Annotated in this window: 19 protein-coding genes; 2 read left to right on the forward strand and 17 right to left on the reverse strand. The window is 35.1% G+C overall.

Annotated features, from left to right (window positions below; all coding sequences use genetic code 11):
* Window positions 1-9: 9 nt before the first annotated feature.
* The 11 genes from galU to KTB61_RS04460 form a co-directional block, all read right to left on the reverse strand.
* Window positions 10-909, reverse strand: coding sequence for a UTP--glucose-1-phosphate uridylyltransferase GalU (galU, locus tag KTB61_RS04410; RefSeq protein ID WP_075759439.1), 900 nt, complete (start codon window positions 907-909; stop codon window positions 10-12).
* A 21-nt stretch (window positions 910-930) separates the two neighbouring features.
* Window positions 931-1,350: a glycerol-3-phosphate cytidylyltransferase gene (gene tagD / locus KTB61_RS04415; protein ID WP_075759440.1), complete on the reverse strand. Its 420-nt coding sequence runs from the start codon at window positions 1,348-1,350 to the stop codon at window positions 931-933.
* Window positions 1,351-1,373: 23 nt separating this feature from the next.
* Window positions 1,374-2,114 carry an ABC transporter ATP-binding protein gene (locus KTB61_RS04420; RefSeq protein WP_216696900.1) on the reverse strand — a complete coding sequence of 247 codons (741 nt, stop codon included), beginning with the start codon at window positions 2,112-2,114 and terminating at the stop codon, window positions 1,374-1,376.
* A gap of 9 nt (window positions 2,115-2,123) precedes the next feature.
* Window positions 2,124-2,900, reverse strand: a complete 777-nt coding sequence (locus KTB61_RS04425) for an ABC transporter permease (protein WP_216696901.1) — start codon at window positions 2,898-2,900, stop codon at window positions 2,124-2,126.
* 114 nt (window positions 2,901-3,014) lie between these two features.
* Window positions 3,015-5,561 carry a bifunctional glycosyltransferase/CDP-glycerol:glycerophosphate glycerophosphotransferase gene (locus KTB61_RS04430; protein ID WP_216696902.1) on the reverse strand — a complete coding sequence of 849 codons (2,547 nt, stop codon included), beginning with the start codon at window positions 5,559-5,561 and terminating at the stop codon, window positions 3,015-3,017.
* A 14-nt stretch (window positions 5,562-5,575) separates the two neighbouring features.
* The gene (locus KTB61_RS04435; RefSeq protein ID WP_216696903.1) at window positions 5,576-6,589 is read right to left on the reverse strand and encodes an acyltransferase family protein; all 1,014 of its coding nucleotides are present in this window, start codon (window positions 6,587-6,589) and stop codon (window positions 5,576-5,578) included.
* Between the two features lie 55 nt (window positions 6,590-6,644).
* The gene (locus KTB61_RS04440; protein ID WP_216696996.1) at window positions 6,645-6,872 is read right to left on the reverse strand and encodes a hypothetical protein; all 228 of its coding nucleotides are present in this window, start codon (window positions 6,870-6,872) and stop codon (window positions 6,645-6,647) included.
* A 762-nt stretch (window positions 6,873-7,634) separates the two neighbouring features.
* Window positions 7,635-8,651 carry a UDP-glucose 4-epimerase GalE gene (galE, locus tag KTB61_RS04445; RefSeq protein WP_216696904.1) on the reverse strand — a complete coding sequence of 339 codons (1,017 nt, stop codon included), beginning with the start codon at window positions 8,649-8,651 and terminating at the stop codon, window positions 7,635-7,637.
* A gap of 27 nt (window positions 8,652-8,678) precedes the next feature.
* On the reverse strand, window positions 8,679-9,920 hold the full coding sequence (locus tag KTB61_RS04450) for a DUF1015 domain-containing protein (protein ID WP_216696905.1): 1,242 nt from the start codon (window positions 9,918-9,920) through the stop codon (window positions 8,679-8,681).
* 174 nt (window positions 9,921-10,094) lie between these two features.
* A complete protein-coding gene (locus KTB61_RS04455; protein WP_075759448.1) occupies window positions 10,095-10,499 on the reverse strand; it encodes a hypothetical protein in 405 nt (134 codons plus the stop codon).
* Between the two features lie 43 nt (window positions 10,500-10,542).
* Complete coding sequence (locus KTB61_RS04460) at window positions 10,543-13,269, reverse strand: YfhO family protein (protein WP_230973610.1); 2,727 nt, start codon at window positions 13,267-13,269, stop codon at window positions 10,543-10,545.
* Window positions 13,270-13,381: 112 nt separating this feature from the next.
* Between KTB61_RS04460 and KTB61_RS04465 the strand changes: the two genes are divergently transcribed.
* Window positions 13,382-13,804 (forward strand): GtrA family protein, encoded by a 423-nt coding sequence (locus tag KTB61_RS04465; RefSeq protein WP_075759450.1) that lies wholly within the window; start codon window positions 13,382-13,384, stop codon window positions 13,802-13,804.
* Window positions 13,805-13,837: 33 nt separating this feature from the next.
* Here the strand turns inward: KTB61_RS04465 and KTB61_RS04470 are convergent, their stop codons facing one another.
* From KTB61_RS04470 to KTB61_RS04490, 5 genes are read right to left on the reverse strand one after another with little or no spacing between them, the layout of a single operon-like run.
* Entirely contained in the window at window positions 13,838-14,767 is a 930-nt protein-coding gene (locus KTB61_RS04470; protein WP_075759451.1) for a glycosyltransferase family 2 protein, read from the reverse strand.
* Window positions 14,768-14,783: 16 nt separating this feature from the next.
* Window positions 14,784-16,007: a CdaR family protein gene (locus KTB61_RS04475; protein WP_075759452.1), complete on the reverse strand. Its 1,224-nt coding sequence runs from the start codon at window positions 16,005-16,007 to the stop codon at window positions 14,784-14,786.
* The gene (gene cdaA, locus KTB61_RS04480) at window positions 15,985-16,854 is read right to left on the reverse strand and encodes a diadenylate cyclase CdaA (RefSeq protein WP_075760544.1); all 870 of its coding nucleotides are present in this window, start codon (window positions 16,852-16,854) and stop codon (window positions 15,985-15,987) included. Before cdaA ends, KTB61_RS04475 begins: the two co-directional genes overlap by 23 nt.
* A 5-nt stretch (window positions 16,855-16,859) precedes the next feature.
* A complete protein-coding gene (locus KTB61_RS04485; protein ID WP_075759453.1) occupies window positions 16,860-17,834 on the reverse strand; it encodes a hypothetical protein in 975 nt (324 codons plus the stop codon).
* Window positions 17,812-18,267 (reverse strand): hypothetical protein, encoded by a 456-nt coding sequence (locus KTB61_RS04490; protein WP_216696907.1) that lies wholly within the window; start codon window positions 18,265-18,267, stop codon window positions 17,812-17,814. The genes KTB61_RS04485 and KTB61_RS04490 overlap by 23 nt, the downstream gene beginning before the upstream one ends.
* Before the next feature lie 141 nt (window positions 18,268-18,408).
* On the opposite strand from KTB61_RS04490, the gene KTB61_RS04495 reads away from it, so the two are divergent.
* Window positions 18,409-19,026: a GNAT family N-acetyltransferase gene (locus KTB61_RS04495; RefSeq protein WP_216696908.1), complete on the forward strand. Its 618-nt coding sequence runs from the start codon at window positions 18,409-18,411 to the stop codon at window positions 19,024-19,026.
* Between the two features lie 53 nt (window positions 19,027-19,079).
* Here KTB61_RS04495 and KTB61_RS04500 read toward each other — a convergent pair whose 3' ends face one another.
* Complete coding sequence (locus tag KTB61_RS04500; RefSeq protein ID WP_230973611.1) at window positions 19,080-19,730, reverse strand: C40 family peptidase; 651 nt, start codon at window positions 19,728-19,730, stop codon at window positions 19,080-19,082.
* Between the last annotated feature and the right edge of the window lie 23 nt (window positions 19,731-19,753).

A 19,753-nucleotide genomic window follows, 5' to 3' on the forward strand; every position in this document is an offset into this window, starting at 1 on the left:
AATTCCTACTTATTTATTAATTTCTGCAGCTTTCTGCACAAGATATTCTGCCACCTGATTATGAAGTTCCGGACGATCTAAAGCGAAATCAATGGTAGCCTTGATAAATCCAAATTTATCTCCAACATCATATCGGATTCCTTCAAAGTCATATGCATAAACAGCCTGTGTATCAATCAAACGACAAATTGCGTCTGTTAACTGAATTTCTCCACCGGCACCTGCTCCCTGACTTTCTAACAGTCCAAAGATTTCCGGTGTCAATACATAACGTCCAAGAACTGCCATACGGCTAGGTGCTTCTTCCTGTTTTGGCTTTTCAACCATATTATCAAGCTTAACTGCACGTCCATCTGCCGGTATATTCCGGTTAGGTGCTACAATACCATATTTACTGACCTGATCTTGTGCTACCGTCTGGACACCAACAACAGATGCATGATGCTTTTCATATGCTGTAATCAACTGATGCAATGCAGGTTCTCCACCTTTATTGATAACAACATCATCTCCTAAAAGTACTGCAAAAGGTTCATTTCCAATAAAAGATTTTGCACAAAGTACTGCATGTCCCAGACCTTTTGGTTCTTTCTGACGAACATAGTAAATATTAGCCATATTTGCAATATCGTTAATCAGTTTTACCTGTTCCAGCTTTCCGGATTCTGTCAATCTGGCTTCCAGTTCATAGTCTTTGTCAAAATGATTTTCCATACAATGTTTATTTGAATTGGTAATAATCAGAATTTCTTCAATTCCGCTGGCAACTGCTTCTTCAACAATATACTGTACTGTCGGAATGTCAACAATCGGAAGCATCTCCTTTGGCATTGCCTTTGTTGCCGGTAAAAACCTTGTTCCTAATCCCGCTGCAGGAATAACAGCTTTTCTAACCTTTTGTGTACTCATAAGCACCTCCAATAATAACTCCTAATTATCCCCTTCGTCTTTTTGCTGTCCAACTAAGCCCAGATCCTGTTTAATCTTTGTGGTTGAAATTCCTTCTGTTCTTGGCAGATAAACAACTTCACAATAATCTTTCAGAAAATCAAATTTTCCTTCCCAGTCATTTCCCATAACGAAAGTATCTACTTTAAATTCCTTGACATCAGAAATTTTCTGCTCCCAGCTGTTCTCAGGAATTACCAGATCTACATAACGAACAGCTTCTACCAGCTGTTTACGTTCTTCATAGCTAAAATAACATTTTTTCTGTTTTTCATTCCAGTTAAATTCATCAGAAGAAACCACAACAATCAGATAATCTCCTAATTCCTTTGCTCTTCTTAATAAATTAATATGTCCCGCATGTAATAAATCAAACGTTCCATAAGTAATAACTTTTCTCATCGTGCACCTCCGCAATATTTTAATTATTTTGTTTTCTCTTCATAAATTTTACTTACTTCTTCAATACTTCCATTGGCGATAATATGTCCTTTTTCCAATAAAATGGCTTTATTGCAAAGACGCTTCACCTGATCCAAAGAATGTGATACAAAAAGCACTGTGACCCCTTTATCAAACATACTCATAATTTTGGCCTCACTCTTCTTGCGGAACTTGGCATCACCTACGGACAACACTTCATCCAAGATCAGAATATCCGGTTCCACCAGTGTTGCAACAGAAAATCCAAGTCTGGATTTCATACCGGAAGAATAATTCTTTACCGGTACATCAATGAATTTCCCTAATTCTGAGAATTCGATGATCTCGTCCAATTTTTCATCCAGGAATTTCTTGGAAAATCCAAGAACGGCTCCATATAAATAAATATTCTCCCGTCCTGTATACTGCTGGTCAAAACCTGCTCCCAGCTCAAGGAGCGGTGCAATTTTTCCTTTTGTCGTAACTGTTCCTTCTGTTGCCTTTAATACTCCGGCAATAACTTTCAGCAGAGTACTCTTACCAGCTCCGTTTAATCCGAGAATTCCTAAACGATCCCCTTTATTTAAACTAAAATTAATATCTTTTAATGCCCAGAATTCATTATATGAAATTTGACGTTTTAATAACTTAATGACATAGTCTTTTAAATCGTCGACTTTCTCCTGACTAAGGTTGAATTTCATGCCGACATTTTCAACTCGCAATACTTCTTTCTTCGCCATGACAACCTCCTAAATATGCAGAATAAACTCATCTTGCTTCTTGTAGAAAAATACCAGACCAACAATTACACTAACAACAGCAAATACAACAGATGCCGCCAGAAATTTCATATTCATAGGCATTCCAAAAACTGCCTGTCTGAAATTGTGAATCAAAAGATACAATGGATTTAATTTCAGAATCCATCCAAATCCTGAGTTTAATAATCTCTCCGGATAATAGAAAATTGCTGAAGCATACATAATTATCATCAGCCCTACAGACCATAGATATTCCAAATCACGGAAAAATACTGCCATTGTTGACAAAATCATTCCTACACCAAAAGCAGTCACCAAAATTAATATCAATGGTATAAACGCCTGCAACATATAAATTGTAGGGTAGACTTTCAGAACAATTGCCACTGCAACCAGAACAATCAATGAAATAGCAAAAATAATATAATTAAACAATACACTGGATAATGGATAAATATATTTGGGAACATATACTTTTTTTATCATCCCTGCATTTGTCCTTATTGCTTTCATAGCACCACTTGTTGCTGATGAAAAGAAACTATACATTAATCGCCCGCATAAGATGTACACCGGAAACTGCGGATCTTTGTTTCCAAACAATGTTCCGAATACAATACTTAATACAATCATCGTTAACAATGGTTCCAGTAAAGTCCATAAAATTCCCAGATATGACCGACGATATTTCAGTTTGACACCTTTTTTTACGAGTTCGTAAAGAAGAAATCTGTATTTCTTAAAATTTTCAATATACGTTTTCATGATTTTTCTCCATATTTACTAATTTAAATATCACTTGTTATTATACTATTTTATAACAAGATATTCAATTATCGATTTAGAGGACACCTCTGCTTCACATGGTCTTCCCTATCTTTAGATTACATTTCTTATTTCATCTTTGTTTAGAATCGTTAATCCAGGTAAACTCCTTTCAAAACCTCTCTCACGAGCAATTTTGCGATATTTTTCGCTTTTATGATTTTTTCTCTTTAATTCAAGCCAAGTCAATATCACGTTATAGCTGTAAATAATATATGTCATTTTTTGATTATATTCGGTATACATCCATTCATTCATTTTAGAATCAAAATATTTCAGTCGAATCGCAAATACTGTGTTATCACTTTGATTTTCTTGATAAATCTGGTCAAACTCTTCTTTTGAATCAATTCGATTTTGAAATACATATACTTTTCGTGGTTTTTCTTTATTAAACGAATAATCCGTTATTTTTACATGCTCAAAATTTCCCTCAAAAAATGCTTCATTCACATATTTTGCAGCATCAACAGAATCATGTTTAATATACTCATCATAATATGTCTGATTATCTGCATAGGTTGATTGGAGAAAACGACCTTCACTCAGTCCTGATACAAAATCATTCAAATTATAAACTTTGGCAAAAGGCAATTTTTGGGCATTAATATATGTGCCCCGTTCTTCCATATATTCATCATAATCATACATAAACAATACAATCGGTTTTCTTGTAATCGAAAAATCAAAGAAAATACTTGAATAATCTGTAATCAATACATCTGTACAATTAATAAATTCATATTTAGGAATATTATTCGGAAAAGGTCTAATATGCTTAAATAATGAGTAGTCTACTGCAGCTCCAACATTCGGATGAAGATTTACAAAAAATATTTGATCATCAGTCAAAACTCCATCCACTTTTACAAGAATTTCCTGAATATCGTCTATATAATCTGCACCTATTCCCTGATAACTATTTTTCCCTCTCCACGTTGGCATATAAGTATACAGAGTTTTATCTTCATATCCTAATTCTTTTTTCAACTGTTCTCCAGCATCCTTATTCATAAAAATACTGTTTCTAGGATAACCACAAATCATAGTTTTTCCAGTAAATAATTCATTTAGGTTATAATCTTCCATCATATGCCTTTTTGTAAACTCATTTGGAAACAATAAATAATCAGATTGCAAAAAATTATGTTGAATATTGTGCATAGATTCAATACCTTTTTTCATATTTTTCCCTAAGGTTTTCAATGGAGTTCCATGCCATGTATTAATGCAAAGCTGGTTGTTTCTTTTTATAAAATACGGTGGAAAAGATACATTATTTACCAAATATTGTGCCGTTGCCAATATCTTCTGATATTTAAACGATTTTAGTGGAACTAAATGAACATCCATATGATTTTCTTCAACAAATTTCTTATGTTCTTTGTAATTATTTGTAGTTATATATATAGTATATTCTTTTTTCTCTTTTAATAGTTCCTGTAACATTGCTAAAGGAGAATCAGAAATGTCTTTTCCATGGAACGATTCAAACAACACTGTATTCTTCTTTACTGGTAAATATTTTCTGATCAATACATAATAATACCGATATAAATTTTTTCGCTTGTAGAGATGCTTATCTATCTTTTCTCCAAATTTTATCCAGGATAAAGGCATCAATGCCACTCCATACCAGTACCAGCTTTTTTTGTAAAGTTCTCTCTTTTTTACTCTATCCTTCGGTAAAGTAAAGTTCAAAAAATATCCTGAGTTTTCGCGCCAATCCGGAAAATATTTTTTCAACTGACGAAATGCTCTGTAGATAAATTTAAATTGAAATCCTCTCTTTTTATATTTATCAAACTCTTTAAATCGATAATAGGTATGTCGTAAATTTAAAGTAACCAGTTCATCATGGAAATTTTCAAATTCTCCCGCTTCTCTAAAACGTTTATTCAACAATTGAAATGAATCTAGCATCTGCATTTTTTTTGGAGAATAAACATTCATAATAGAACCTTCTCTCTCCTCAATATAATAATACAATTCCTCATCAACTTTTGAGACTTTATTGCAATAAAGAAGCAGGGGATACATAGTACAAATATCTTCAAAAATTATCCCTTTGGGAAAGAGGATCCCTGTCTTCTCAAAGATACTACGACGAATCATTTTATTCCATGCATATGGAGCCATTGTAATCAGCATGGTCGGATTATCACAGATATTTTTCCCATACAAATGCATTGTTCCCTTTTGCGCACTCTTTCTAGTCTGTTTTCTTTCATTTACCTTGAAATAAGCACAAGTCACTGCATCCGCATTTTCTTCCATAGCTTTATTATATAATTTTTCATACATAGTAATATCTACATAATCATCACTATCTACAAAAGCAATATATTCTCCCTTTGCATATTGCAGCCCATAATTTCTTGCATCTGACAGTCCACCATTTTCTTTCTGATATCCATATACTAATCCTGGATATCTTTTTACATAATCATCAATGATCTCCTGACTGTTATCTGGACTTCCATCATTTACTACGATAATTTCAATATCCTTTAACGTCTGATTAACCAGTGAGTCTAAACATCTTGCTAACCATCGTTCAACCCCATAAACGGGAACAATAATACTTACCTTCTTATTCAACATCATACCTCCATTTACTCCATATTCATAAACATATCATATTTAATTTTAAAAACTCTCTGGAATAATAAGAATGTCCTTTTTTCTGACAAAAGCACTAAAACAATTGCCGATACTATAACACAAAATACAAGTAATCCAACCCCTCCAACTGGAAGCAAATCATATATATTATAGTGCGAAAAGACTTGCCGAATCAATATATGCAATATGTAGATTGATAACGTCCTGCTTCCAATATAAGAAATTGCATTCCTTTTCTTAGGAATTAATGCCATAATTGCAAATGTAATAGTCAATGCCAGAACATACCAGAATAATCGAACCATCATTACTTTACTCTCTGATGCAACAGCATTCAAAATCACATATGGCCGGTTTCCATAAATTAATCCTTGCCATGTGCTGATTGTACCCACCTTAAAAAAAATACCTAGTAACAACACTAACAAAAAGACAACGGCAACATATTTATTTCTTTTTTTAGTTAATGCTTCCTCTTTTCCTTCTGGAAAAAAATATCCCGCCAAAAAAAACGGAAAAAACACAAAAATTCTAGACAAAGCAAAAAACGGACCTATCTGATTTGAAAATCCCACAATCAGTCCAGCACAAATTGCCATGGTCAGTGATACCCATGGTTTAAATTTTGCAAAAAGCGGTAAAAACATGTACCATGCAAACATACCTAACAGATACCATGGAGCTCCACTTTCAGAAAAAATATCAAAAGTTGCTATTTTCCCCTGTAACAGTGAATTCAATCCCCAGAGTAATCCTTTAAATATAATAAATAGAATCAAAAATCCTAATAATTTTGAAACATCAGGTACATTTTTTTTCATATAGTATTTAGCAAAATATCCGGACACAAATATAAAAGCAGGCATGTGAAACAGATAAATAAAATAATATACTGTTTGAATGCTTCTTCCATGATTCACGACTGGAATTAAAAAATGTCCTAGAATCACAAAAAAAATCAGCAGGCATTTTAAATTGTCCCAATAATATATTCGTTCTTTCATTTATTTTCTTACTACCTCGAAAAAACATTATTGTCAGTTTTTGATAATTCTTGCTTCAATATAATATCTCTTTTCCACATGCATGTCCCATGGAAAAAGTTTTTCTTGGAAGAACCCCTCCTGCCATAACACCTGGAAATAACTCCTGTTTTCCATCGTCCATGGCAAATATCATAGGCTTTTCACCAGATTCTTTATATCTGCTGGCTGTAGTTTTCTCATAAACATCTAGTCTCTGTTCTAATGATTCCGCCGCCTGACCTTGTACAAGCCATCCTTCCAATATTCCGGTTGAGATGAAAACTGATTACAGGCAATCACGGCCCATTTTTACATGAAATCTACCTGTGGCATAAGATATCTGCGGCTGAAAAAGCACTCATTTTCAATCTCCTATCATACTTTTGTAATAATTATCTTTCTAATTTAACATATTAACACATTTTTTACATTATGACCACTTAATTTAGAATAAAAGCAAAGCAAATAAGCCTGATTTCAGTTCTCTGTGAAAAAATGAAAAAGGGGAAATCAGCTACCCGTGTTTAGGATTTAGCACTAGCCTAATAATAAAAAAGGTACATATCTACAAATTTACGAAAGTTATTATGATCTGGCACGAAAAGGCGGAGCTCATCGTTCATACAAACCTCTTGGATATATTGGTTCTGAATACGAAAAAATCATTGAAATCTTCAACCATCAGGTCAGACAGAAATATCCGTTGGATACTTCCCAGACCTATTTTGACTGTACTGATTTTTATTTTGAGATCGATTTTCTTGGAAAGGGAGATATAAATAAAGTGCTAAGTCATAGGTTTTAATCTATGGCTTAGCATTACTTTTTTACTTCAACTCCGAAAGTCAGGTTACATTATAACATGTAACGGATAGGAGATGGTTATCGTTAACCATCTTTTTCTCTTTATAGGCATAATTTTAAGGGAGACAGATGACTCGTTCTGAGTCATCTGTCTCCCTTATTTAGAACTGTCATTAACCGACAGCACCTTCTTCTAATTATATATAATTATTATTAGATCCTATTTCATATAACCATCCGGATTCATTGACTGCCATTTCCATGAATCTGCACACATCTCTTTTATTCCTTTTTCTGCAATCCAGCCCAATTCCTCTTTTGCCTTTGTTGCATCACAATAGCATGTAGCAATATCACCAGCTCGTCTAGGCTTGATTTCATATGGAAGTTCTTTTCCACATGCTTCTTCATAAGCATGTAATACATCTAACACACTATATCCTTTTCCGGTTCCCAGATTGTAGATACTAACTGCCGGATCTTCTTCAAATTTCTTCAGAGCTTTCACATGTCCTTTTGCCAGATCCACCACATGGATGTAATCTCTTACCCCTGTTCCGTCCGGTGTATTATAATCATCACCGAATACCCCCAGTTTTTCCAGCTTTCCAACGGCAACCTGTGCGATATACGGAACCAGGTTATTTGGGATTCCTTTTGGATCTTCCCCGATCAATCCACTTTCATGGGCACCAATTGGATTAAAATAACGCAATAAAACAACATTCCATTCCGGATCTGCTACATGAAGGTCGGTAAGGATCTGTTCCAACATGCCTTTTGTCTGACCGTATGGATTTGTGATCTTTCCTTTTGGACATTCTTCTGTAATTGGAATAAATGCCGGATCTCCATATACCGTAGCAGAAGAACTGAAGATAATATTTTTCACTCCGTGGTTTCTCATAACATCGCAAAGGATCAAAGTCCCTGTAATGTTATTATGATAATATTCCAAAGGTTTCTGTACGGATTCTCCTACTGCCTTTAATCCTGCAAAATTAATCACAGATTCAATATTTTCGTTATCAAAAACTTCCTCTAAAGCATTCTTGTCCAAAATATCTGCTTCATAAAATTTTACAGCTTTCCCTGTAATCTGTTCTACCCTTTTTAAGGCTTCCGCACTGGAATTATACAAGTTATCCACTACGACAACTTCATATCCTGCATTTAACAGTTCCACACATGTATGACTGCCAATATATCCGGCACCACCTGCAACTAAAATAGCCATTTTATCTCCCTCCATAACTTTTATGTACTATTTGATCATTCTTGCTTCAATATAATATCTTTTTTCACATGCATGTCCCATGGAAAAAGTTTTTCTAGGCAAAACCCCTCCTGCCATTACACCTGGAAATAATTCCTCTTTTTTCATTGCGGGCAGTATAAATCCTATAGAGTTTTTTTCTGCTGATAACTGTTTTATAACATCTTCTCCATGAATGTAATCAATTTCGCCTGAATTTTCCTTCAAATATTCATCTAAAGCAATCTGCAGTTTTTCTACTGCAAGCTGATTTTTCCTTAGATCTATATGTAGAATACCTTTCTTCTTTCCTGAATACCATTCCAAAGGATATCCATCTTCACTGCAGATTGTCTCTTTTAGATAATCCAGCAATTCTTTCGTATCTACACTTTTTAGTATTCTGTGAATAGCCTCAAATTGCTGAGCCTCATCATGGATATTTTCCAGTTCCACCAATGCATAACGTGCAGGATGGTCAGATAAATCTTCTTCCGGATGATTCCTTTTCAGCCTTTCATAACAGGCCTTTGCCGTTGCAAGAGAATGATTTCCATCGCCCATGGCAAATATCATAGGCTTTTCACCAAATTCTTTATATCTGCTGGCTGTAGTTTTCTCATAAACATCTAGTCTCTGCTCTAATGATTCTGCCGCTTCACCTTGTACAAGCCATCCCGCGATATGACCGCCATTTTTCATCAGGTCAAAATCGTATAACTTTGGTAACTGTTTTTTCGTTTTTGAAATTGGCTCAATCAATGTATGTCTCTGATCATCACATAATAATATTACATGAGGCAGTTCAACTTCTGCATTATACCGGATTTTCATTCTTGGCGGAATCCGTTCCATAACAGTCTTTTCTGTGGCACGAATTTTTGCATCCTCACCAACAGTATAACTGTAGGCTTCTAAATCCACCACACCTACTATTCCTTTACGAATAAGTCCATTCTGCAAGGTTCTTTCTACATATATAAACGCATGATGATATGCTTTAAATAATTTATCCTGCCGATATTTATTCATGGACTTTTGAATCTTCTCAATATGTTCTGCTTCCTGCTCTGTTCCCAATTCAACTTCTGGTAAAATCAAATTTAATGCTGATGGTTCTTTGCCGACTATTCTTCGGACATCCTCCCAATATTCCGGTTGAGATGAAAACTGATCACAGGCAATCACGGCCCATTTTTCCATGGAATCTACCTGTGGCACTAAGATATCTGCGGCTGAAAAAGCACTCATTTTCAATCTCCTATCATACTTTTGTAATAATTATCTTTCTAATTTAACATATTAACACATTTTTTACATTATGACCACTTAATTTAGAATAAAAGCAAAGCAAATAAGCCTGATTTCAGTTCTCTGTGTAAAAAGGAAAAAGGACATTTAACATGTCCTTTCATCTCACTGTTTTTAATCGAAATCAAATGCCTGTATCGTAATTTCTTCGTCTGTCAGCATTCCTATCCACTTATGAAAAATATTATCTAATTGGTCTTTCGTCATATTCCTCATTCTTTCATTGGTTTGCCATGGTATAACTGCAGGAAAATAAATGATTTCATAATCATCATTACAACATAATTCCAGACCTTCTTTTTCGTTGATCATGGCAGTAATAAGTGCCGCCAGTCCATGGTGATTTCCTATCTGAAAATATCCCTTTATCCATTCTTCAAAGTTTACCTCTGTTTCCTCTAATCCTGTTTTCCTCAGATAATCTTTAAACGGTTCATACAATCCTGTCAGTTGTTTTGCAAGATTTACTACACGCATTTCTCCTTTGATGTCTGAAATCTTAAATCCGTATGCGTTCATTTGTTTTCTCCTTTTCTTCAAGTTTTTCATTCAAGTGATTTTATTATACTTCTTTTCTCCGTAAAGAATCTGACAAGATTGTCATTTTTACCACCATTCCAACAAATATAATCCATCCTGCGATTGAAATCCACATTCCTGTCCATAGACCTGGTGTCGTATAATGAAGCTCTATGTGATGGTTTCCTTTATCCACCATAACTCCCATGAACATTCCATTTGCCTTCTGGATAGGAGTCTTTCTGCCATCTACGGTTGCTTCCCATCCTCTTGAATAAGGAATTGCTATGCATACCGCCTGATCTTTTTCTCCCTGCACGTCACCGGAAAATGTATTGCCATCATATAAAATATTTTTTAATCCATGTTTTTTCAGACTGTTGATTTTCTCAATGGTCTGCTTTTTATCAGCCACTACCAGATAAAAATTATCAAATTTGTAGTTCCCGCGAGAAAGAAATCTCATCCTGATCTGCTCTTTGCCTTTCGTACCCCGGCAATCTACTTTCACCATATAATCTTTTCTGCCAAAATAATACGGGCTGAACTTACTTTGAATAAATATTTTTTTACTCAGCTCTTTTTGATCAATAATAATACCTTTGGTACTCTTCTTTCCTGAAAGAAATACATTTTCTGTACTGACTTTTGAATCATCATACTCGAGATTTTTAAAATACAGATATATTTCTTTTTTGGAATTAACCGGTACTGTTATCTCTGCATATTTTTCTCCCTTCGGAGAAGAAATTCTCTTTTCAGATAAAGGAATCGTTGAAACCTTAGGCTGATTATATACTTTTTCATGTTTCAGCTTTGTTCTTTTTGGTTCCTTTTCTAATACAATATTTCCAAGCATTGCCTGCTCACGTCCAACGCCATTTAATGCATTATACTGATTCTTTGTTATGAAAGATTCATATCCATATGCCATAGGAAGGCAATATGGGTTCTCATACAAAGTTATCCTGCCATTGGTTTTAAGTTTTTTAAAGCCGTATGGAACATCACCTTTTGATCTGTTCTTTTCATCAATGAACCCGTTTCCTGAAATTGTTACATATTTCACCCCTGCCAGTGACATGAGACCTGTCCTTTGATCCAATCCATGATATTTGTCCGCATACTGCATTCCCAATGTCTCATAACTGTTTACTGTTTTTGTAACATCTCCAGCGGTAATGCTGTAATAACCGCTGATAGTATTAAGATCATTGATCAGTCCATAATTTTTATATTTAAATTCTTCTGCATGGACACGATACAGGGAGGAATCTTTTACTGATTTCAGCATTTCTATTTCCTTTGGACACAAACGCTTTAATGCTGTATTCTGATCTAAAAACTGCTTTGTATAAGCACTTTGTTTTTCACTAAAACGATAATATCCATGTGTTCCTGCAGATATAATCAATAAGCATCCGATCACTACCTTTGTAATCGTCATTCTGCCATTGTATCCCTTTTTCTGAAACCACAAAAAACAGAAATAGAAAATCCAAAGGAGCCCGCATGCTGTATAAACTCCTCTGCTTTCAAACATCTTGCTGTCATATAATCCGGCACCTATGGCTAATAACTGATATAACAGAATTCCTGCTGCAATCCCGATTTTCTGCCTTTTTGTCATAATAAAAAATCTTGGATACATTTCTGCAGTTAATAACGCCACAATAAAGCTCAATACAAAACTCCAGCGATTGCTGGCATATGAGAAACCATTAAATGCAAATCCGAAGATCGGGAAAGCCAGTGCAATCAGCGAGGTGATATATGCCATTTTATATTTTCTATGTTTCATTCGATCTGAAAACAATGTAAACAGTACAGCAATTCCGGCTATTGGCAAAAATCCTGCGTTGGTATTATTTCCTATATTGCCATAACCAACAGAATTTTCTATAAACAAAACATAATATTTCACCGGATAAATAATCAAAGTTATCCAGTCAACTCCCACACCATTTCTTCCGTTTCCAAGAAATCCTATAACAGATGGAAGCAGGATTACTGCAGACATTGCAATACCCAGCATATAATATCCTGCAAATTTTCCAACAACCTGAAAGAACCGTTTGATACCCTGTCCTTTTTCATATTTGTAAAACCGAATCCATGCATAGATAACGGAAAATATCGTCAACATGTACAGGAAGTAATAATTACTTAATGCTGAAAGGCAAACTGCCAGCACAAACAAAAACGGCTTTTCCTTTTTAAATATTTTCTCTATCCCAAGATACAGAAGCGGAAAATAGATCATTGGATTTAAGAAAAATGGATGTCTTAGTCCTAATCTGAGGGTAAAGCCACAAAAAACATATACCACTGCCCCTATAATCGCTCCCTCATCACGCTTTTTCATCTTTCTGCTATACATAATAAATATAATTCCAGCCAGATACATTCGCAGAATAATCATAAAGTGATACATAATTTCCGTGTATTTTTCAGGGACAAATCCATACAGCAAATTCAATGGATCACCAATAGCGTAATAATTTAAGGTCTGGATAATATCTGCACCATAACCAATACTCATCTCCCACATTGGTATTTTAAACTCTCCAGCCAAAAAGCTGCCTGCCAGTTTTCTTAACCATTCTCCATAATATGCCAGAGCAGAAAAATGCTGACTTAACCCGTCTTCTACCCCAGCTGCCCAGATAAAACTTTTTCCTTCAATGATAAATGGAAGAAAAGTAACTGTACACAGGATAATAAACATTCCTGTATATATCCCATAACATTGGATTTTCTTTCGTTTCATCATAAAACTCCTCTAACTTTCTATACTAGAGGAATTATACCACAATATCAGTTGAAAAATTCTGAATAATGTCTTAAGATATTGGTTGAATGTAAAATGAAGGGAGTATTTTATGTTAAATTTTATTGGAAAGTTATATAAGGATTCTCGTATCCGCTATTTATTTTTTGGCGGTCTTACCACCCTTGTGAATATGGGGTTATTTGCTCTGCTAAAGGGCCCTGCAGGAATTGATTATAAAATCAGCAATTTTCTATCCGTTGCCGCTGCTATCTGTTTTGCTTTTATCGTAAATAAATTATTTGTATTTCAGTCAAAAACAACATCCTGGTCAGAAACTTTTCGGGAGTTTTGTAAATTCGTTCTTGGCAGGCTGGTTACAATGGCTGTGGAAGTTGGAGGCGTTCCTTTTTGTGTGGAAATCATAGGGCAGCCTGAGATGCTTTCAAAACTGGAGACACAGATTATTGTCACCGTGGTCAATTATTTTATCAGCAAACTTCTCGTATTTAAATCCGTAGACAAAAGCAAATAACCGGAAAAACCTTTACAGGTTTTCCCGGTTTTATTATTTTTCTGATTCAATTACTTTTGAAATAATATATCTTGGTCTCATTTTTACTTCGTCATATATCTTTGAAATATAGTATCCTATAACTCCAAGACTAAACATCAATATACTTCCAATCAATAACAGCAGAAGTATTACTGTAGTGAATCCTTCCATGGCATGTCCCGCGGCATACATATACAATGATTGAATTCCAAACACTACGGCAAACACAAAAAATATGATTCCACATACAGTTACAATCTGCATAGGTGCCGCACTGAAAGATGCAATATTTCTAATTGCATATCGAACCAGTGACTGGAAAGACCATTTAGAGTTTCCAGCTTCTCTTTCATGAACATCGAACTCTACATAAGTGGTCCTAAAGCCCACCCAGGATGATAAAGCACGAAAAAATACATTTCTCTCCGGCATCTTCAGATATTCATCTACCGCCTGTCGATCAAGAAGCTTAAAATCTGATGCTCTGGACATATCAATTCCCGTTGCATCACTGATAAGTTTATAAAATGTCTTTGCAAAAATTTTATGCATAAAACTTTCTTTCCCACGAGATGCTTTTACACCTTCAACAACCTGATATCCTTTTTCCCATAACCGATACATGGTCACCAGTGTTTCAGGAGGATGCTGCAGATCACAATCCATAACTGCCACACAGGCACCATCTGCCTGAGCCAGACCTGCTGAAACTGCAGCTTCCTTTCCAAAGTTTCTGGAAAAACATACTCCTTTGATATGCATATCTTTCTCTCTAATCTGTTTTATCTTCTCCCAGGTATCATCTGATGAACCATCATTTACAAAAACGATTTCGTAGGGAATATTTTCTTTTCTTAAAAGTCCTGTAATAACATTTGCTGTTTTTTCGATCATCTGCTCTTCATTATAAGCAGGAAGCACAACAGATAATGTCTTATCCATAGTAAGCCGCATCTCCTTATTCTACTGTTATTTTCACGCTGACGTTGTCTTCTATCGACATATTTTTAATCTTTGTAAGCTGTACCTGAACAGTATGAGTTCCCGGTTCATATATCTCCATATTAATTTTAGGATTCAAATCTTTTGCAACAATCTTATCCACCACAGATTTTAATCCGCTAATCTTCACTTCAAATACATCTTCATCAAATGTGACATCATAATTTTTCGTATTATTGATCAGGGTAATCTGATTGGTATTAATCGTTAAAGTCCTTTGTTTCCTTTTCTCAATACTGGCACGAATTACAATATCTCCGATTTCATCAGTTGATTTAACAAAATTGATACCTTCTGGAAGATTCACATCTGATGCTTTGATGGTCTTTTCAATACTTTTTGTACTTCCATCAATATCCAGACTTGCCAGATTAATCTGTTTAATTTTATCCAGCTGATCTTCATCACCCGTAATCTCTATTTCTTTAGGCTGATAATCAATACTTCCAAGAGCATATCCTTTTGCTGGTGTTCCTTTTGTCTTTACATGAAATGGAACTGTTTTAGTCTTAGATAAGCCAATCTTCACTTTTATTGTCTTTGTATCCAGTTTGATTCGATCCTGACTGACAATATCACCATCTGCATCATAACATTTTGCCGTTTTAGTCATGGTGACATCCTTGCTGAGTCCGGTTACATCCACTGTTGCCACTATCTGTTTGATCTGGCTGATCACACTCTTAGGTCCTGATACGGAAATAAGATTCGGTGTTGCTGTTTTGCTGCTGACTGTATATCCTTTCGCTGGTGTTCCTTCAACCTCCACAACAACCGGTATCTGATCATTCTTCAAATCCTCCAGTACAACTTTTACTGTTGCCCCGCCTGTATCAATATCCAGTTGTCCTTTATATCTCAAAGGTTCTACCTTGACTATGATTGCATGAACATTTGACATAGACGAAACATCTGCTGTTGCACGAAAATCTGTTTTTTTCAAACGATCAACAACGCTTTTTTTCCCTTTAACCGTAAAACTTACCGTATCTCCATCTTCGATCTTATATGTCTGATTTAAATCATCCAGCACCTGCTCATTAAGCATATCAACCGGTACATCAGAAAAAGTCTTCTTAATTACCGGATTATCAATATTTATTACAAATAACCAGAGCATAAATGCAAAAACAACGGAAAATATCTTCAATAGTAAATCATTCTCTATTTTTTCTCTCATTTCGATTCAGCCCTTTCCACAATTTAAATTTCCTGCTGGTAGTATTTTCTTCTCTCAATACGGAAAGTTCATCTCTAAGTCCCTGTGGATCCAGATTGTGAATAATCTTTCCACTTTTGGCAATTGAAATGGCACCTGTTTCTTCGGATACAATAACCGTAATACTGTCAGATACCTCACTGATTCCAACAGCCGCTCTGTGCCTTGTACCTAATTCTTTCCCGATTTCCACACTATCACTTAATGGAAGATAGCATGTTGCTGAGACCACTCTATTATTCCTGATGATAACTGCTCCGTCATGCAGCGGAGTATTATGTTCAAAAATATTAATCAGAAGCTGGCTGCTGACTTTTCCATCAATAGGAATCCCGGTACGCTCATATTCCCCTAACATCACTTCTCGTTCCAGTACCATCAAGGCTCCTGTCTTAACCTTTCCCATCTCAATGGCTGCTCTGGAAATCTCCTGAAGAGTTCTCGCTGTATATTCCTCTTCTACACCATTGGTATCTGTAGAAAAAATATTCGAAAACCAGTTTCCTCTTCCCAGCTGTTCCAGGGCATTTCTCAGTTCAGGCTGAAATACAATCAGTACAGCTGTGATTCCCACTCCCATAGTATTAGTCAGAATCCAGCTAATCGTATGAAGCTGCAGCAAAAATGCAACCAGTGCCACACATAGCAGCAATCCAATACCTTTTAATAAAACCCATGCTCTGGTTGTTTTAATCCATTTGATGACCTGATAAATCAATGCACTGACAATCAATATATCAAGCACATCATTATAGTTCATCTTCGGAATAGATGTCCAATATAGATATTTTTCAAGTACGTCTACGATATTATTCAAGATTTCTCTCCCTCGTTGTGATTATCTTTCTTTTTTAAATAAAATCTCCTTGCCGGCATTGTAATCTTCTTTATATTAATATCCTCTTCCTCAACAGAGATTTTTGGTATGGCCTTAACATAATAATAATACTCTTCGTCCTCAAATTCAAAAGTTTCCTGTCTGGTATAATCTATCACGTTATAGAAAAACTGAATGATCATTACAATACAAATGCTAAAGATTATCATAAATATCTGTGAAATAATGTTTATCTGGCTATCTATAAAATATCCCCCGATCATCATAGACAGGAGATATGTCACTCCTCCTGCAAGAATGGCTACATACCATCCATATGCAGTTTGAAGCTTTCGAATACCTGAAACTACTACTGTTACCAGCATAAATACAACAATACACAATAACAATTCTTTATTATTTGCCGTTCCTTCTAAAATCAGACTGTATATGGGACCGCTTACAGTTCCATTATCCATTTGAGTGACTGCATTTTTAATAATAATTGCCAGATAATAATTTACAGTTCCCATTAAAATTGCAGGCAACCCGCCCAGTCCCACAAAAACACCCAGAAAAATAGGCAGCACTGCCGGCACATGGAAAAAGTAAAATATCGGAGTCATTAAAAACAGTACTTTATTTTTAGGAAACATCCACTGATAAATCAAATGATATAATCCCATAATGAATATATACATCAAAGAAACCTCTATGGATATATTCAGCAACTGCAAAATCACAACAAGAAGAAACATCATATAAATAGCTGAAACAGGAACAAACACGCATATAAGTCCCATAATCAAAAGCATAAACGGTTCTCCAATTACACTGGCATAGCCATAGATATTGTTGATTACATAGAATAGAAGCAATCCGCCTGCAAATCTTCCAAAAAACTGAATATATTTTCCCTTTGATGATAAAAATTTCAAAAAACGTTCTCTATAGATTAATATTTTGTCCATCGTTTTCTTCCTCCGGAGCAATTGTAGGACTTACGTCCTCATTTTCCTTTTCTTCGTAGAGTTTCATAAGGTTCTCAAGATAATTATCATAGATCTTAATCCTTGCCTCTACCTCCTGATAATGTTTTACAGCCCTGTTTCTTATAAAATGCAAATATAATAAAAAACCAACCATATACATCACCATGATCAAAGCCAGCGGTGTGATAAAATTTCCTTCTCTGAGCGATGTAATAATCACATCCAGCTGAAAAAAACATAACAGTCCCATAATTCCAAAAAAAGCAACGGTTATTGCTACACTCATCTTCATTGTTTCCAAACGGATATAATCGTTTTCCGTATACTGATTTATTCGAAAATCCTCATTGCCATATTGTTTCTCATATCGTGCCATCTCCGTCATTATCTTAACTTTTTCTTCTGAAATCATGGTGTTCACCTCTATCTATGACTTTTTTACCAATTTTGAATCTATGGCATTCTTAAATTTATTATATCATGTACTTTTTGAAAAAAAAAGATTATAATACTTCTTATTAAATGTTAATCTTAAAATCCGGGAGGAACATCATTGAATCATTTACCGATCGACTATAAAAGTATTATTATGAGATGTGATAATATCAGGCATCAGGCATATAAGAATCTTCCTGAATCTGCGCAACTGGAATTCTATCATACGGGAATGGAATCTGTCTGGAAAGATATTCAAAAAGCATCTGGAGAATTTTCTTCTAAGTCAGATAAAGAGATACTTGATTATTTCCGTAATCGCTTTTGTCAAAATATTCCCCTCTTAGAAAAACAATGCCTGTTTCTGAAAGATAAATATACAAACCAGTATATAGGAACCTGCATGGCATGGGAATCAATGAAAGATAACCAGAAAATTCCTATACTGCACTGGCTGGCCGTTTCAAAACACTTTAGCGGACGTGGATTTGCCAGAATTTTGATCACCCAGATTCTTCAGTTATTTGAAACTTATTATCCTGGCAGAGCTATTTATCTTCATACACAGCCTTCTTCTTTTGCTGCTATTAAACTTTACCATGATTTTGGCTTCAATATCTGCCGGAAGGACACCTATGGAACCGCTGTAAATCAGTTCGAAGATGCTGTAAATATTTTAAAAGATATTATGTTTGAAGATGAATTTAAAGAATTGATTAATGACAGTGTTATATAAACAAAAAAGAAGACTGTTGAGATGACTGAACCAGCTCCCAAAAGTCTTCTTTTTTATTTTACTATTCTTCTTACACATGCAACTGAACGGTAATTTGCAGGTGATGTAATTTTAATCCCTGTCTTTGCACTGCTGGCATGTACTACCTTATTATTTCCAATGTAAATAGCAACATGTCCATAATAACAGATCAGATCTCCTGCTTTTTTACTTGACCAGCTAACCTTTTTTCCCGCACTTCTCTGTGCAGAAGATGTACGTGGAATGCTATATCCAAAATGTCTATATACAGATTGTGTAAATCCAGAGCAATCTGCACCTTTGGTCAGACTTGTTCCTCCATATTTATATGGATTCCCAACAAACTGTGTGGCATAATTGGCTACCTGCTGTCCTTTTGAAGATCCACTGGATGGCTTGCTTTTAGATAAATAACTGGTATATACATAGCAATATCTTCCACTTTTTCTTACCTTTGTCCAGCTTCCTTTGGTGCCATAACAAACAATCTTAGTTCCTCGTTTGTAGGAGCCCATCTTTTTGGACTTGGTGGATGTTGACTTTCGAATAGTCAAAGATGATGCTGTTACATATCGAGAATATGAAGCATATACTTCCTTTTCTTCTCCAATCCCAGTCATACCTGCAATCATCAGTAACGATAAGATTAAAACCACCGCTCTAGTATATAATTTTCGGTCCATCATCGGTTCCTCCCAATCTATTT

Source organism: Anaerostipes faecalis, assembly GCF_018982945.1.
GTDB classification, from domain to species: domain Bacteria; phylum Bacillota; class Clostridia; order Lachnospirales; family Lachnospiraceae; genus Anaerostipes; species Anaerostipes faecalis.

Excerpts from the sequence above, each read along its gene's own strand:
- KTB61_RS04420 (WP_216696900.1), bottom strand. The coding sequence starts at position 2,114 with ATGGCGAAGAAAGAAGTATTGCGAGTTGAAAATGTCGGCATGAAATTC.
- KTB61_RS04425 (WP_216696901.1), bottom strand. The coding sequence starts at position 2,900 with ATGAAAACGTATATTGAAAATTTTAAGAAATACAGATTTCTTCTTTAC.
- KTB61_RS04485 (WP_075759453.1), bottom strand. The coding sequence starts at position 17,834 with ATGGACAAAATATTAATCTATAGAGAACGTTTTTTGAAATTTTTATCA.
- KTB61_RS04460 (WP_230973610.1), bottom strand. The coding sequence starts at position 13,269 with ATGAAACGAAAGAAAATCCAATGTTATGGGATATATACAGGAATGTTT.
- galE (WP_216696904.1), bottom strand. The coding sequence starts at position 8,651 with ATGGCTATTTTAGTTGCAGGTGGTGCCGGATATATTGGCAGTCATACA.
- KTB61_RS04465 (WP_075759450.1), top strand. The coding sequence starts at position 13,382 with ATGTTAAATTTTATTGGAAAGTTATATAAGGATTCTCGTATCCGCTAT.
- KTB61_RS04490 (WP_216696907.1), bottom strand. The coding sequence starts at position 18,267 with ATGATTTCAGAAGAAAAAGTTAAGATAATGACGGAGATGGCACGATAT.
- tagD (WP_075759440.1), bottom strand. The coding sequence starts at position 1,350 with ATGAGAAAAGTTATTACTTATGGAACGTTTGATTTATTACATGCGGGA.
- KTB61_RS04435 (WP_216696903.1), bottom strand. The coding sequence starts at position 6,589 with ATGAAAGAACGAATATATTATTGGGACAATTTAAAATGCCTGCTGATT.
- KTB61_RS04475 (WP_075759452.1), bottom strand. The coding sequence starts at position 16,007 with ATGAGAGAAAAAATAGAGAATGATTTACTATTGAAGATATTTTCCGTT.
- KTB61_RS04455 (WP_075759448.1), bottom strand. The coding sequence starts at position 10,499 with ATGAACGCATACGGATTTAAGATTTCAGACATCAAAGGAGAAATGCGT.
- KTB61_RS04500 (WP_230973611.1), bottom strand. The coding sequence starts at position 19,730 with ATGGACCGAAAATTATATACTAGAGCGGTGGTTTTAATCTTATCGTTA.
- galU (WP_075759439.1), bottom strand. The coding sequence starts at position 909 with ATGAGTACACAAAAGGTTAGAAAAGCTGTTATTCCTGCAGCGGGATTA.
- KTB61_RS04470 (WP_075759451.1), bottom strand. The coding sequence starts at position 14,767 with ATGGATAAGACATTATCTGTTGTGCTTCCTGCTTATAATGAAGAGCAG.
- KTB61_RS04450 (WP_216696905.1), bottom strand. The coding sequence starts at position 9,920 with ATGAGTGCTTTTTCAGCCGCAGATATCTTAGTGCCACAGGTAGATTCC.